Origin of the sequence: Azospirillum sp. TSH64 (assembly GCF_003116035.1) — a bacterium.
GTDB lineage: Bacteria > Pseudomonadota > Alphaproteobacteria > Azospirillales > Azospirillaceae > Azospirillum.
In genome coordinates this window covers 7286658-7300844 of sequence record NZ_LGQW01000015.1, presented here as the reverse complement: position 1 = coordinate 7300844, position 14187 = coordinate 7286658, and the positions used below count along the sequence as shown (strand labels likewise).

General features: G+C 68.9%; 11 protein-coding genes. 7 read left to right on the top strand and 4 right to left on the bottom strand.

The genetic code is table 11. The features are described 5' to 3' along the window. Positions 1–188: 188 nt before the first annotated feature. On the bottom strand, positions 189–1010 hold the full coding sequence (locus tag TSH64_RS34040; protein ID WP_109451861.1) for a ParB/RepB/Spo0J family partition protein: 822 nt from the start codon (positions 1008–1010) through the stop codon (positions 189–191). A 139-nt stretch (positions 1011–1149) separates the two neighbouring features. Further along, complete coding sequence (locus TSH64_RS34035) at positions 1150–3300, bottom strand: methyl-accepting chemotaxis protein (protein WP_146208100.1); 2151 nt, start codon at positions 3298–3300, stop codon at positions 1150–1152. Positions 3301–3688: 388 nt separating this feature from the next. Between TSH64_RS34035 and TSH64_RS34030 the strand changes: the two genes are divergently transcribed. Both TSH64_RS34030 and TSH64_RS34025 read left to right on the top strand, forming a co-directional pair. Beyond that, positions 3689–4165, top strand: coding sequence for a methyltransferase domain-containing protein (locus TSH64_RS34030; protein ID WP_109451857.1), 477 nt, complete (start codon positions 3689–3691; stop codon positions 4163–4165). A 12-nt stretch (positions 4166–4177) separates the two neighbouring features. Further along, a complete protein-coding gene (locus TSH64_RS34025; protein ID WP_247873323.1) occupies positions 4178–5500 on the top strand; it encodes a class I SAM-dependent methyltransferase in 1323 nt (440 codons plus the stop codon). A gap of 40 nt (positions 5501–5540) precedes the next feature. Here TSH64_RS34025 and TSH64_RS34020 read toward each other — a convergent pair whose 3' ends face one another. After that, positions 5541–7700 (bottom strand): malate synthase G, encoded by a 2160-nt coding sequence (locus TSH64_RS34020; RefSeq protein ID WP_109451855.1) that lies wholly within the window; start codon positions 7698–7700, stop codon positions 5541–5543. Positions 7701–7859: 159 nt separating this feature from the next. Further along, positions 7860–9107 (bottom strand): hypothetical protein, encoded by a 1248-nt coding sequence (locus tag TSH64_RS34015; RefSeq protein ID WP_109451853.1) that lies wholly within the window; start codon positions 9105–9107, stop codon positions 7860–7862. Positions 9108–9314: 207 nt separating this feature from the next. Here TSH64_RS34015 and TSH64_RS34010 point away from each other — a divergent pair, with 207 nt between their 5' ends. The 5 genes from TSH64_RS34010 (at position 9315) to sufB (ending at position 14173) form a co-directional block, all read left to right on the top strand. Continuing rightward, complete coding sequence (locus TSH64_RS34010) at positions 9315–10391, top strand: hypothetical protein (protein ID WP_109451851.1); 1077 nt, start codon at positions 9315–9317, stop codon at positions 10389–10391. After that, the gene (locus TSH64_RS34005; protein ID WP_109451849.1) at positions 10388–10813 is read left to right on the top strand and encodes a phage holin family protein; all 426 of its coding nucleotides are present in this window, start codon (positions 10388–10390) and stop codon (positions 10811–10813) included. The genes TSH64_RS34010 and TSH64_RS34005 overlap by 4 nt, the downstream gene beginning before the upstream one ends. Positions 10814–10824: 11 nt before the next feature. Then, complete coding sequence (locus TSH64_RS34000; protein ID WP_109451847.1) at positions 10825–11859, top strand: hypothetical protein; 1035 nt, start codon at positions 10825–10827, stop codon at positions 11857–11859. Positions 11860–12172: 313 nt separating this feature from the next. Further along, a complete protein-coding gene (locus TSH64_RS33995; protein ID WP_109451845.1) occupies positions 12173–12643 on the top strand; it encodes an SUF system Fe-S cluster assembly regulator in 471 nt (156 codons plus the stop codon). A gap of 45 nt (positions 12644–12688) precedes the next feature. Next, complete coding sequence (sufB, locus tag TSH64_RS33990; RefSeq protein ID WP_109451843.1) at positions 12689–14173, top strand: Fe-S cluster assembly protein SufB; 1485 nt, start codon at positions 12689–12691, stop codon at positions 14171–14173. Positions 14174–14187: the final 14 nt, after the last annotated feature.

Sequence of the window (14187 nt, the reverse complement as noted above, 5' to 3'; positions counted from 1 at the left end):
CCGGCGGCACAGTGGCGGCCCCCCCCGCCGCAGCCGGTGCGACCCAGAAGGTCAGCACCCAGTCGCCGGCAATCGGACAGACCGTCTGCATCGCCACCGTGGGCCTCTATCCCAACCGTCCGTAACGGGAGTCGACGGCGCAACTCCACCGACAGGTGGAGTTGCGCTTTTCACGGCGGATCCCGCCGTCAATCGACCGACGGATCGTCGCCCAGCAGCAGGTCGATGCGCCGGCGCAGGCTGATCAGTTCACGGCGCTGCATGTCGTCGACATAGGCGCGGTGCTCACGCGGATCGCCCAGCCGGGCGGTGGCGCGGCGCAGCGCGTCGAGGAAACGGCCGACCGCCGACATGGTGCGCAGCGACGGTTCCTTGGCGGCGTCCTTGCGGCTGCGGGCCGCCTGCACCGTCCCGTCGCCGGCCTTCACCTGCTCCCACAGGGCGATCTGCTCGTCCAGATCCTTGATCCAGGCGATTTCGATCAGGGTGGAGCGGGACACGTCATGGTGGGCGGCGGCATATTCCTGCTTGATCGTCTCCGGCAGGCTGTTCAGCCGCAATGTGTGGCTGACGTTGCTCTGGCTCTTGCCGATGATGCGGCCCAGCTGTTCCTGGGTGTAGCCGAAGCGGTCGATCAGCCGCGCCAGCGCCTCCGCCAGTTCCAGCGCGTCGAGGTCGACGCGCTGGACATTCTCCACCAGCGTCAGCTCGTCCGGATTGCCGGAGGTGACCAGCGCATAGATGGTCGCCAGCCCCAGCATCTCATGCGCCCGCAGCCGCCGCTCCCCGGCGACCAGGCGATGGCCGCCCACCACCTCCTGCACCAGCACCGGCTGCTTCAGCCCGTAATGCGCGATCGAGTCGGCCAGCCCCTGCATGTCCTGCGGGTCGAAATGGCGGCGCGGCATGCTCGGGTTGCGCATGATCCTGGCGACGTCGAGTTCCAGCAGCCGGGGCGGCTTGCCCGTATCGTCGAACAGATCCGAGTGATCGGGTGCGAGCGTCGGCATGTCCTGGTCTGGTCCCCTGGTTTCCGGTCCTTCCGGCCCCGCAACGGTGCCCCGGCCGTTGCGGCTCTGTCAACGGCACAGTGAGAAGAAAAGGAGAACAGGCCCCGCCGGCTTCGCTGCCGCCGGCAGGGCCGGTCCCTCACGCGGCCTTGATGTCGGCCAGGAAGCGCTCGATCTCCGTCCGGAGATGCCCGGCCTGCCGGGTCAGATCCTGGGACGAGACCAGCACCTCGCCGGCAACCGTCTTGGTCGTGTCGGCGGACCGCGCCACCCCGTCGATGATCGCGGTGACCGATTGCGTCGCCTTGGCGGCCTGCTCGGCGTTGGCGGCGATGTCCATCGTCGCGGTGCCCTGCTCCTCGATGGCGCCGGCGACGATGCTGGAGATGCGGCCCATGTCCTCGATCACCGTCGCGATCTGGCCGATGGAGGCCGCGGCACCGTCCGTCACCGACTGCATGGTGCCGATCTGGCTGCCGATCTCGTCGGTGGCCTTGGCGGTCTGCGCGGCCAGATGCTTGACCTCGTTGGCGACGACGGCGAAGCCCTTGCCCGCCTCCCCCGCCCGTGCCGCCTCGATGGTGGCGTTCAGCGCCAGCAGGTTGGTCTGCGCCGCGATGTCGTGGATCAACTGAACGACGGTGCCGATGCGGCCGGCGGTCTCCACCACGGCGCGCATGGTTTCGCCGGCCTGCGCGGCGGCGCCGATGGCGGCCTGGGTGATCCGGCCCGACTCCTCGATGTGGCGGCCGATGTCGCCGATGGAGGCGCGCAGCTGGTTGGCCGCCGAGGCCACCGTCCCGACATTGCTCGCCGTCTGGTCGGCCGCCGCGGCGACGCTGGTCGCCTCGTGCAACGTGCGGTCGGCGCCGTCGCTCATCGATCTGGCCGTCGCCTCCAGCCCGCCCGCGGCGCTGGCCACCGCGCGGACGATGCCGCCGACCCGCGCATCGAACCCATCGGTCACCCGTTCCAGCTGGCGGGTGCGCTCCTCGCGCAGCGCGCGGACCCGCTCCTGTTCGGCATGAAGGTCGTCGGCCTTGATCAGCGCCTCCTTGAAGACCTGCATGGCCCCGGCCATCCGGCCGATCTCGTCATGGCGCTCCTGCGCCGGCACGGCCAGCGCACGCTCGCCCTGGGCCAGCCGCTGCATGGCATCGCACATCGACGACAGCGGGCGGGTGATGCCGCGGGCGAACAGCATGCCGCCCAGGCAGATGACCAGCAGCAGAGCGGCCCCGGCGCCGATCATGTTGTCGCGCATCGACTTGACCGGCGCCAGAATCTCGTCGACGCCGGCCTCCGCCAGCACCAGCCACTGGACGCCGTTGTGCGTCATTGGGCGATAGGCGGTCAGGGCGGGACGGTCGCCGGAGATGTTGGCCGCCTCGACCACGCCGGTGTGGTCGGCATCGTTCCTGATGACGCCCATGGCGCCGCCCTCATAGGGCTTCAGCACCGCCGGCCCCATCGCAAATCGCGGCGTGCTGCGCAGCTTGCCGTCCTCGCCGACCAGGAAGGTGTCGCCGCTGTCCCCCATGCCGCCGGTGGCGCGCATGATGCGGTCGAGCCCGCTCGGCTCGATGCGGAAAACCAGGGTCGCCAGCATCTGCACGCTGCCGTCCGGCTGGCGCAGCGCCACCGGCGTCGCGAGGAAGGCCGACGGGGCGCCGCCGGCCGGCGCATAGGCGCTGAAATCGGCGGTGCGGGCCTCGTCCGGCTTGGGATCGCGCTTTACCGAGTCGGCCAGCGCGGCAAGCGGACCGTCGGCGGCCGGCTTGCCGAAGTCGCCGCCCTTCGCGGCGCTGTAGAGGACGGTTCCATCCTGCGACAGCAGCAGGACGTCGGCCAGCCCGCGGCGCAGCATCAGGTCGGTCATCCAGGAATGGAGCCTGAGATGCGCCATGTCGTACATGGTGCTGCCCTCCGGCTTCTCCATCTTGTAGCGCTCGGCCGGCGGGTTGGGGTTGTCGTCGACATAGCGCTTGCGCAAGAGGGTACCGGGGTCGCCGCGGTCGCCCTCGATCCTCCAGCCATTGCCCAGCGCCACCGCCGCGTCCCGCATCGAGCGCGTGTTGGCGGTGAGGACGATGTCGCCCTCCAACCCTTCCAGATAGGACTGGACGCTGGCGGCGCGGGCATCCGCCAGCGCCACCAGTTTGTCCTGTGCCGCGGTGCGCAGACGGTCGGTGGCCGCGGAATAGGCGAAGCTGCCAAGCAGCACCGCCGTCAGCACCGCCGACCCGACCACCGCGCCGGGTATCTTGTGGCGCAGAAGCAATCTATTCAAGGTTGTGCTCCTCCCGTACGGGCTTAAGGTGCCGGTTGGCCCGGCTTCACTGGCGCGGCAAGCGTCCGGTCCCTTCCCCGGAATGGTTCCCGACCGAAAGGGCGGCCCGCCACAGCGCCGTACACATACAATCCTATTGGCGAACTGTTAACAAACAGACACACAAGTTTAATCGTTTTGTTAAACGATCGTTCAAAATCCATTCGGCTGGCGCAATGAAACGTAACTTAGTAGAAAGGGGTTACGCAGAGCCGAGGATTTGATCGGGCGTCTGTTGGGAGGTCGATCGATGTCACTTGCTGAGCGCAAGCTTTTTGTCGAGCGCTGGATTCGCTCACCACTGAAGGTCGCATCGGTAACTCCAAGTGGACCTGAACTGTGCCGGGCGATGGCGAAGGCCGCCCAGTGCAGCCCCACGCGGCGGGTGGTGGAGCTGGGGCCGGGCACCGGTCCCGTCACCTCGGCGCTGCTGGCCCATGGCGTCACGCCCGACAATCTGCTGATGGTGGAACTCGACCCCGCCTTCGCCGATCATCTGTCGATGCTGCACCCCAGCGCCACGGTGGTGCGCGGCGACGCGACGCGGGTGCACCGAATCGTCCGGGCCCATGGCTGGGAGAGCTGCGACGCGGTGGTCTCCGGCCTGCCGCTGATCGCCATGCCGCTGTCGGTGCAGGCGCGGATCGTGCGCGGCGCCTTTTCCGTGCTGGCGCCCGACGGCGTTTTCGTGCAATTCACCTACGGTCCCTTCGCCCCGGTCAATCCGGAACTGATCCGGCGGCTGCGGCTGAAGCCGCGGCGCCATGCCTGGATCGCCCGGAACCTGCCCCCGGCGTCGGTCTGGACCTTCCGCAGGCTGCCCTGACGACGAGTCATTTTGACCGCTGATACCGTACTGGACGAGGCGCGCGCCCTGATCGACGCGCGCCGTTACCGCCCCGCCCTGCGCCTCCTCCGCGGCGCCCCCTCGTCCTCCGGGACCGAGCGGCTTCATCTGCTGGGATTGGCCCATCTCGGCCATCGCGGTCCGGCCGCCGCCATCGCCTGCCTGCGCCGGGTGCTGGCCGACAGCCCCGGAGACGCCGACCGGCTGGCGCTTCTCGCCAGGGCCCATCAGGCCGACAATGCCCCCTTCCCGGCCGTCACCCTGCTGGAGCGCGCCCTGCGCGTCACCCCCGGACGCCCCGACCTGACGGCGGCGCTGGCCGGAGCCCTGCGCCGTGACGCCCGCTACACCGACGCGATTGCCGTGACGCGCGAGGCGCTGGCCGCCGGCGACCTCTCCCCCGACATCCGCTTCGAGGCCGCCACCGCCGCGGCCTATCTCGGGCGTGACGGGGAGGCGCTGGCCCATTTCAACGCGCTGCTGGCCGACGATCCCGAGCATGCCGCAGGCTGGTTCGGCAGCCATGCCCAGGCCCTGCACGACCATGGCCCCGACGAGTCCCTGCGCCGGCTGCGCCGCGCCACCCGCTGCGGCGGTGCCGCCGGCAAATACTGGGGCTATCTCGCCGCCACCCTGCGGCTGCTTGGCCGGGATGCCGAGGCCGACGCGGTGGAGCAGGCGGAGGTCGGCGACAACCCGAAGCGCCGCCCGCTGCCGGACGGGGTCAAGGCGCTGCTGCCGAAGCTCTCCGCCGACTTCCGGCTGTTCGGCAACAGCGGCCGGCTGCTGCGTCATGCGGTCGCATGCGCCGCCACGCCCGGTCTGGTGCTGGAGTTCGGCGTCCGGCGCGGAACCTCGCTCGACCACATTGCCGACGCGGCGGGCCAGGAGGTCCACGGCTTCGATTCGTTCGAGGGCCTGCCGGAGGGCTGGGTCAACTCCCCCCGCGGCGTGCTGACCACCGGCAGCCAGCTGCCGCCGGTGCGTGACAACGCCCGGCTGCATGTGGGGTGGTTCGAGGACAGCCTGCCGCCCTTCCTCGCCGCCCATCCGGGACCGGTGCGCTTGGTCAATGTCGACAGCGACATCTACGCCTCGGCCCGCACCGTGCTGACCGCGCTGGCGGACCGGGTGCGGCCGGGAACGATCATCGTCTTCGACGAGTATATCGGCAACCGCAGCTGGCGCGACGACGAGTACCGGGCGTTCCAGGAATTCGTCGCGGAGAATGCGGTCCGCTACGAGTATTTCGCCGCCAGCCCCTACACCAAGCAGGTGGCGGTGCGGGTTCTGGAAATCGGCCACTCGAAATAAGTGCTGCGGGGAGCGACGCCCCCCGCAGCGAAGACCGGCCTCAACCGGCCGCCTTCACCTGACGGCGGCGCGCATGCAGCACCGGCTCGGTGTAGCCGTTCGGCTGGACGCGGCCCTTGAACACCAGATCGCAGGCGGCCTGGAAGGCAATGCTGCCGTCGAAGTTGCCGGCCATCGGCTTGTACAGCGGGTCGCCGGCATTCTGCTTGTCGACGACGGCGGCCATGCGCTTCATGACCTCCATCACCTGGGCCTCGGTGCAGATGCCGTGGTGCAGCCAGTTGGCGATATGCTGACTGGAGATGCGCAGGGTGGCGCGGTCTTCCATCAGCCCGACGTCATGGATGTCCGGCACCTTGGAGCAGCCGACGCCCTGGTCGATCCAGCGCACCACATAGCCGAGGATGCCCTGGGCGTTGTTCTCCAACTCCTGCCGGACCTCGTCCTCCGACCAGTTGGGGCGGTCGGCCAGCGGGATGGTCAGGATGTCGGACAATGCTGCGGCCTGCCGCTTGGCCAGCTGGTCCTGCACCTCGGCCACATTCACCGCGTGATAGTGGGTGGCGTGCAGGGTGGCGGCGGTCGGCGACGGCACCCAGGCGGTGTTGGCGCCGGCCTTCGGATGGCCGATCTTGGCGACCAGCATGTCGGCCATCAGGTCGGGCATCGCCCACATGCCCTTGCCGATCTGGGCGCGGCCCTTCAGACCGGCGCGCAGCCCGACATCGACATTGTTGTCCTCATAGGCGGAGATCCACTTGGTGGCCTTCATCGCCGCCTTGCGGACAACCGGGCCGGCCTCCATCGAGGTGTGGATCTCGTCGCCGGTGCGGTCGAGGAAGCCGGTGTTGATGAACACCACCCGGTCCTTGGCGGCGCGGATGCACTCCTTGAGGTTGACGCTGGTGCGGCGCTCCTCGTCCATGATGCCGACCTTGAGGGTGTTGCGGGCCATGCCCAGCAGATCCTCGACGCGGCCGAACAGCTCGTCGGCGAAGGCGACCTCTTCCGGCCCGTGCATCTTCGGCTTCACGATGTAGACCGAGCCGGCGCGGCTGTTGCGCAAGCCCCCCTCAGCCTTCAGATCGTGCAGGGCGATCAGCGAGGTGAAGACGCCGTCGAGGATGCCTTCCGGCGCCTCGCTGCCGTCGGCCAACTTGACCATGTCGATGGTCATCAGATGGCCGACGTTGCGGACCAGCAGCAGGCTGCGGCCATGCAGGGTGACGCTGCCGGTCGGCGTGGTGTAGGTGCGATCCGGGTTCAGCTTGCGGACGACGGTCCTGTCGCCCTTGGGGAAGCTGGCCTCCAGCGTGCCCTTCATCAGGCCCAGCCAGTTGCGGTAAGCGACGACCTTGTCCTCCGCATCCACGGCGGCGACGGAATCCTCGCAGTCCTGGATGGTCGACAGCGCCGCTTCCAGCACGACGTCGGAGACGCCGGCGGCATCGTCCTTGCCGATCACGCTGCTGCGGTCGATGCGGATCTCGATGTGGGTGCCGTTCTGGACCAGCAGCACCGCCGACGGCGCCGAGGCCTCGCCCTGCCAGCCGACGAAGGCGGCCTTGTCCTTCAGGCCGGTCTTGCGCCCGTCCTTCAGCGTCACCGCCAGCGCATCGCCCTCGACCGCATAGCCGGCGGCGTCGGCATGGCTGCCGTCGGCCAGCGGAACGCTGTCGTCCAGGAACTTGCGGGCCCAGGCGATCACCTGCGCGCCGCGGGCGGCGTCATAGCCGCCGGCGGCCGGGGTGCCGGGGATGGCGTCGGTGCCGTACAGCGCGTCGTACAGGCTGCCCCAGCGCGCGTTGGCGGCGTTCAGGGCATAGCGGGCGTTGGTGATCGGCACCACCAGCTGCGGGCCGGCGAGATAGGCGATCTCCGGATCGACATTGCCGGTGCCGACCGCGAAGTCGCCGCCCTCCGGCACCAGATAGCCGATCTCGCGCAGGAAGGACTCGTACTCGGCCTGATTGAAGAGCTTGCCGCGGCGGGCGGTGTGCCACCCGTCGATCTGCGCCTGCAGGCTGTCGCGCTTGTCCAGCAGAGCCTTGTTGCGCGGCGCCAGCTCGTGCAGGAGCTGGTCGAGGCCGGTCCAGAGACGGTCGGCGTCGACACCGGTTCCCGGCAGCGCCTCGTCATTGATGAAGTCGTACAGCGGGCGGGCGATTTCGAGGCCGCCACGGCGGATCCAGTTGCTCATCTCGTTGCGTGTCCCATTCTCTTGCGCTCGGTTCGCAGACTCCTCTCCGGGAGTCTTTGTCATCGGTTATCGCGTCTTCCGATTGACCCGGTCAACACAATGTCGCACCGCAGCGTATGGAGAAATGGTAGCAGGCGGCCGGCACCGGACCGGTCGCGCTCACGCCAATAGATTAAGCACCGCTGCCGGCTGGTTGGCCGAAGCGCCGGCCGTCGACAGGGCCGCGCCACCTGCTCCATCGGCAGCGTTATCGGGCGCCCCGCTGGCCCCGACCGCCTGCCCAAGCTCCTTGGCCGACCCGAGCGCCGCGGCGCGCAGGGCGTTGACCTCCTTCTGGGCGGCTTCGACCATCTTGTCGTCGGCCTTGAAGCCTTCCCGCCGCTCGCGCCGACGCCTTTCCGACTCGTCCAGCATGTTGGCGGCCTTCGCCTCGCCGATGATGCGCTTGGAGGTGGCGAGCACCCCCTCAACCCGCTGGCCGAAGGTGTCCGCCTCGCGGTAGCGCGACATCTTCAAGGCGTTGTCGGACATCAGCTGCTGAATCATCGCGCTTCGCCCGCCGGTGCCGGCCGACGCCGCGGCTGGGTGACTGCCGGCAGGCTGGCCAGGAGCGGCCGGATCGGTGTCGGACTGATCGGCCCCTGATGGATCGGTGTCGGACTGATCGGTGTCGGACGGGCCGGCGCCGGTCATCCCGCCATTGCCCAGGCCCGACAGCACATCCTCCACCAGGCGGGCGATGTCGGCAGGCAACTTGCCGTCCCGCATCTCCGCCGCCCCCGCGGACTGCGCATTCGCATCGGCGCCGGCATCGGCCGCCATCAGGTCGGCGGTGCTTTCCGCGGAACCGGCGGCGGCCGACGCCCCGTCCCCCGTCGAGATGCCGATGGTCAGCGTCACCTCGGTCTGTTGCAGGGTCAGGCTGGTGGTCGTGCGGGTGAACGTCGTCTCCGACGACAGCATCGTGGCGCCGCCGGTGGCATCGCCGGGCAACCCCAACTCCGCCGCGGCCTTGATGCCGGCCCCATACTCCTTGGCGGCGCGCCCGGCCTCGCGCGCCAGCAGCGCCGCTTCCCGCGCCAGCGTCGCCAGCTTCTGCGGATCGCCCTGGGCAAAGCGCATCGCCAGTTTCAACTGTTCGATCTTGCGTTCGACCTGCTCAAGCCGCGCGGCAGCCGCCTGCTTGGGCCCGCCGACCCGCCTCGCCTCCTCCAGAGCCGCCTGGGCGCTGGCATGGTCGCTCTGCCATTTGGTCGCGGCCTGGGTCAGCGCCTGCGCACGCTCCGCCTTCTGGGCGAGCTGGCCGTGGGCGTCCTTGGCCTGCAGTTCCTTCTCCCAGGGTTTCCTGGCCTGCTGCAGGCGGAAAAGGCCGGCCTGACCGTCGGCCACCACGCTGAAAACGCTCATGCCGCCACCCCCCGGTCCGGCCGAACCAACTTGTTCGCGGCAAAGTTTAGCACAATCGCAGAAACTGTCCATTTCGCGCGGTGCGTGCGTGGAACCCCGAAGGCTTGGGCGGTGTTTCACTTCCCGACACCCGCTTCCGCAACGGGCGGTTCGATACCGCAGGCGCGGAGCCACGGAATACCGGAATCCCCGAGGAGGAAAGACAAGATGCCGAACCGCGACATGACCGGCACCGGCGGACCGACCCCGACCGGCTCCACCACCGGAAGTTCTACCGCTGGAAGCTCGTCGACCGGAAATTTCGCTGCCGGCAGCTCCCACATCGGCGGCAGCGTCGATGAGATGAAGAAGACCGTCAACCGCGCGGCCGACGACGTGATGTCCACCGGGCGCGAGACGCTGGGCAACGCCCAGGGCCGCATCCGCTCGCTGCTGGAACAGCAGACCGGCCGCGCCGCCGATCAGCTGGGTGGCGTCGCCAACGCCCTGCACAAGGCCGCCGAGCAGCTGAACGAGGAAAATGGCGGCGTGGTCGCCGATTACGCCGAGCAGGCGGCCAGCCGCGTCGAACGTGTCGCCGACATGCTGCGCGACGCCTCGGTCGACGACATCGTCGGCGAGGTCGAAGGCTTCGCCCGCCGCCAGCCCGAGGTGTTCATCGGCGCCGCCTTCGCCGTCGGCTTCCTCGCCGCGCGCTTCCTGAAAAGCTCCAGCGACCGCCGCATGCACCGCGCCTCGACCTCGCTTCGCGGCAACGCGCACCCGTCGCAGACCGTGCGCACCGCCCGCGGCGCCTCCTACGACGCCGGTCGCGATACCGGCCGCGACCGCAATCGCGACACGGGCCGCGACACGACGCCCAGCCGCGGCATGGCCGGCGGCATCGGCGAGCCCGTCAGCCGCAGCACCCCGTCCCACAGCGCCGACACCCCGACGACGGGCTCGTCCAGCGTGAACACCGGACACCTCGCCGGCCGCATGGACTCCGAACGCGGGTCGGAGCGCCTGGGTGAGCCGAAGCCGGCCGCCGGCCGCATCGGCATGCCGCTGTCCACCGCTCCGGCCTCGGTCACCGGCCACGGCGCCGCGCCGTCGGCTGACACCGCTCTCGGCACCAGCACCATCGGCACGCCGGCCGGCGTGTCGGGTGCCGCCGCCAGCACCGTCAACTCCGGCACCGCCGGCATTGGCGGCGTCCAGGGCGGCGGTGTCCAGGGCGGCAGCCACGGCGGCCCTGCCGGAGCCTCCTCCTCCACCTCCAAGCCGCAGGGTCAGCGTCCATGAGCGCCGCCGAGAACCGCTATGACGAGCCGCGGGATCCGCGGCAGGACCGGCCGCTTGCCGGCCTGTTCGCCGATCTCGCCCGCGAATCCGCCAACCTCGCCCGATCCGAGATCGCGTTGGCGAAGGCCGAGCTGACCGACAAGGCCACAGAGGCCGCCGGTGGCGTGGCCTTCATCGCCGTCGGCGGACTGGTCGCCTTCGCCGGCGTCCTGGTCCTGCTTGCCTCCGCGGTTCTCGGCCTGTCCAACGTCCTGGCCCCGTGGCTGTCCGCGCTGATCGTGGGCGTGGTGGTTCTGGCGGTGGGCGGCATCCTGGCTTACGTCGGCAAGAACCGGCTGAGCCCCGCCAACCTCCGCCCCCGCCGCACCATGAACACGCTGGACGAGGACAAGCGCTGGGCGAAATCCCAGCTTGCCCGCTGAGGGGCCGGCCGATGACGGACGACGAACGTCAATCGAAGGATCTCGACGCCCTGGAGGGCGACATCCGCGCCAGCCGCGCGCGCATCGGCGGCACCGTCGATGCGCTGCGCGACCGGACATCCCGTCTGCGCGACAGTCTGACGCGGTGGTCTCCCCAAACCCTGATGGAGAATTCCATGAAGCACACCTATTCGCCGTCGACGCCGGACACCCCGTCCCAGCGCGCCAACCTGCACCGGACCGACCGTTACGAAAGCGGCCAGACCGTCCATTACAATCGCCGGCAGTCCCAGTCCTCCGGGTCTGTGCTGGACAGCGTCACCAGCAACCCGATCCCGCTGGCGCTGGTCGGCATCGGTCTGGGCTGGCTGGCCCTGTCCAGCACCGGCTACGACCGCCGCATCGCCCGCTCCAGCACGGTCCGCAACGCCCGACACCGCGTGGGCGACGCCGTGGACTATGCCCGCGAAACGCTGAGCGATGCCGGCGAGAGCGTCCGCAATGCCGCCAGCTCGGCCTATGACAGCGCCTCGGGTGCGGTCAGCTCCGCCTACGACAGCGCGTCCGGGACCGTCAGCGGCATGATGGGCGGTTCGGACAACGACCCTGTGTCGGGCCACGTATCCGGCCGGGGCGACCTCCACACCCAGCGCCAGTCGCAGGGCTATGTCAGCCGCGGCGTGTCGCGCCTGTCCTCCATGGCACCGTCGACCGACCATCTGCGCCACCGCGCGCACGACATGTCGACCGGCTTCTGGGATCTGGTCGAGGACCATCCCATCGTCGCCGGCGCCATGGGCGTGGCGCTGGGTGCGGCCATCGGCGCCGCCCTGCCCGGCACCCGCTATGAGAAGCAGTGGGTCGGCGACTATGCCGACGAGGCGACCGAGCGGGCCAAGGCCATCGCCATGGATGCGCTGGACCGCGGCACCCGCGCCGCCCAGGCGGCCGCCAATACGGTGGTCGAGTCGGCCAAGGAGGACGTCCGTGACGTCGTCACCGAAGCCACCAACGCCGCCCGCGAAGAGGTGAAGAAGCCGGGCTGATCCCCGCTTCCATCGCCGCCCGGACCGACCCCGCGCCGCCCACGGCGCGGGGTTTTCCGCATTGGGGGGTCTTTTGCCACCCTGCGGCAAACCGCCGCATCGCGTCCCCCGACCTGCGGCTTCGCTGTAGCCTGGGGACGAGCGCCACGCTATAACCAAGCGGTGTTGACGGGTATTGCCGGCACATCAGCCATGCAAACCCGCGAAAGCCGCGGAAATCCTGCACTTTTATCGACAAACGCCCCTTGCTCCCCGGAGCAATCAGGACTAAATTGGTCCTGTATTGGAAACCGGGGTGAAACGGGGTGTGGGCATGATCCGGCTGAGCAAGCTGACCGACTATGCCATCGTCGTGCTGAGCGAGATGGCGCGCCAGGTCGGCACGGTCCATACCGTCGCCCATCTTGCCGACCGCACCGGCGTTCCCGCTCCCACCGTCGCCAAGCTGATGAAGGCGATGACGCCGGCCGGGCTCACCACCTCGCAGCGCGGTGCCGCCGGCGGTTATGCGCTGAGCCGGCCGGCCGATGCAATCTCCATCGCGGAAATCATCACGGCGCTCGACGGTCCCATCGCGCTGACCGCCTGCGTCGACGGCGCCGACAGCCAGTGCGGGGTGGAGCAACTTTGCCCCATGCGCGGCGGTTGGGAAAAGGTGAACCGCGCCATCCGCAACGCGCTGGAGGAGGTGTCGCTGGCCGACATGATGGTCCCGATCACCTTCCCGGCCCCGGCAGCCGCAACGAATTCCACAGCCGCCCAGCCGGCCCGCCCTGCGCACTGAACGGCGCGCACCGAACAGCATTCTTGAGAAGGACGAGGCAAAGCCATGGCCGCCCAACCGGAAACCGTCGAGCAGGTCCGCGCCGTCACGGAGCAGAAGTACAAGTACGGCTTCACGACCGACATCGAGGCCGACGTCGCGCCGAAGGGCCTGAACGAGGACATCGTCCGCTTCATCTCCGCCAAGAAGGAGGAGCCGGAGTGGCTGCTGGACTGGCGCTTGAAGGCGTTCCGCGTCTGGCAGACGATGGAGGAGCCGCAGTGGGCCGCCGTCAGCTTCCCGCCCATCGACTATCAGGACGCGCATTACTATGCGGCGCCGAAGAAGAAGGCTGGGCCGAAATCGCTGGACGAGGTCGATCCCGAACTGCTGAAGACCTACGAGAAGCTGGGCATCCCGCTGCGTGAGCAGGAGATCCTGGCCGGCGTCGAAGGGTCGGAGGGCAAGAGCCCGGCCATCGCCGTGGACGCCGTGTTCGACAGCGTGTCGGTCGCCACCACCTTCAAGGCGAAGCTGGAGGAGATGGGCATCATCTTCTGCGCGATCTCCGAGGCGGTGCAGAAGCACCCGGAGCTGGTGAAGAAGTATCTCGGCTCGGTGGTGCCCTACACCGACAACTACTATGCGACGCTGAACTGCGCGGTCTTCACCGACGGCAGCTTCGTCTACATCCCCAAGGGCGTGCGCTGCCCGATGGAGCTATCCACATATTTCCGCATCAACCAGGCCAACACCGGCCAGTTCGAGCGGACGCTGATCATCGCCGACGAAGGCGCCTATGTCAGCTATCTGGAAGGCTGCACGGCGCCCCAGCGCGACGAGAACCAGTTGCATGCCGCGGTGGTCGAGCTGGTGGCGATGGACGACGCGACGATCAAGTACTCGACCGTCCAGAACTGGTACCCCGGCAATGCCGAAGGCGTCGGCGGCATCTACAACTTCGTCACCAAGCGCGGCGCCTGCCGCGGCAAGAACTCCAAGATCTCCTGGACGCAGGTCGAGACCGGCTCGGCGATCACCTGGAAGTATCCGAGCTGCATCCTGCAGGGCGACAATTCGGTGGGCGAGTTCTATTCGGTCGCCATCACCAACAACTTCCAGCAGGCCGACACCGGCACCAAGATGATCCACATCGGCAAGAACACCCGCTCGACGATCGTGTCGAAGGGCATCTCGGCCGGCAAGGCGCAGCAGACCTACCGCGGCCTCGTGAAGATCCTGCCGAAGGCGGAGGGTGCGCGCAACCACACCCAGTGCGACAGCCTGCTGATCGGCGACCAGTGCGGCGCCCACACGGTTCCCTACATCGAGAGCCGCAACCGCTCCGCCCGCATCGAGCATGAGGCGACGACGGCCAAGATCAGCGAGGACCAGCTGTTCTACTGCCGCCAGCGCGGCATCTCGGAAGAGGACGCGGTGTCGCTGATCGTCAACGGCTTCTGCAAGGAGGTCCTGAAGGAACTCCCCATGGAATTCGCCGTGGAGGCGCAGAAGCTGGTGGGCATCAGCCTGGAAGGCAGCGTGGGCTAAGGGCGCGTCCCACC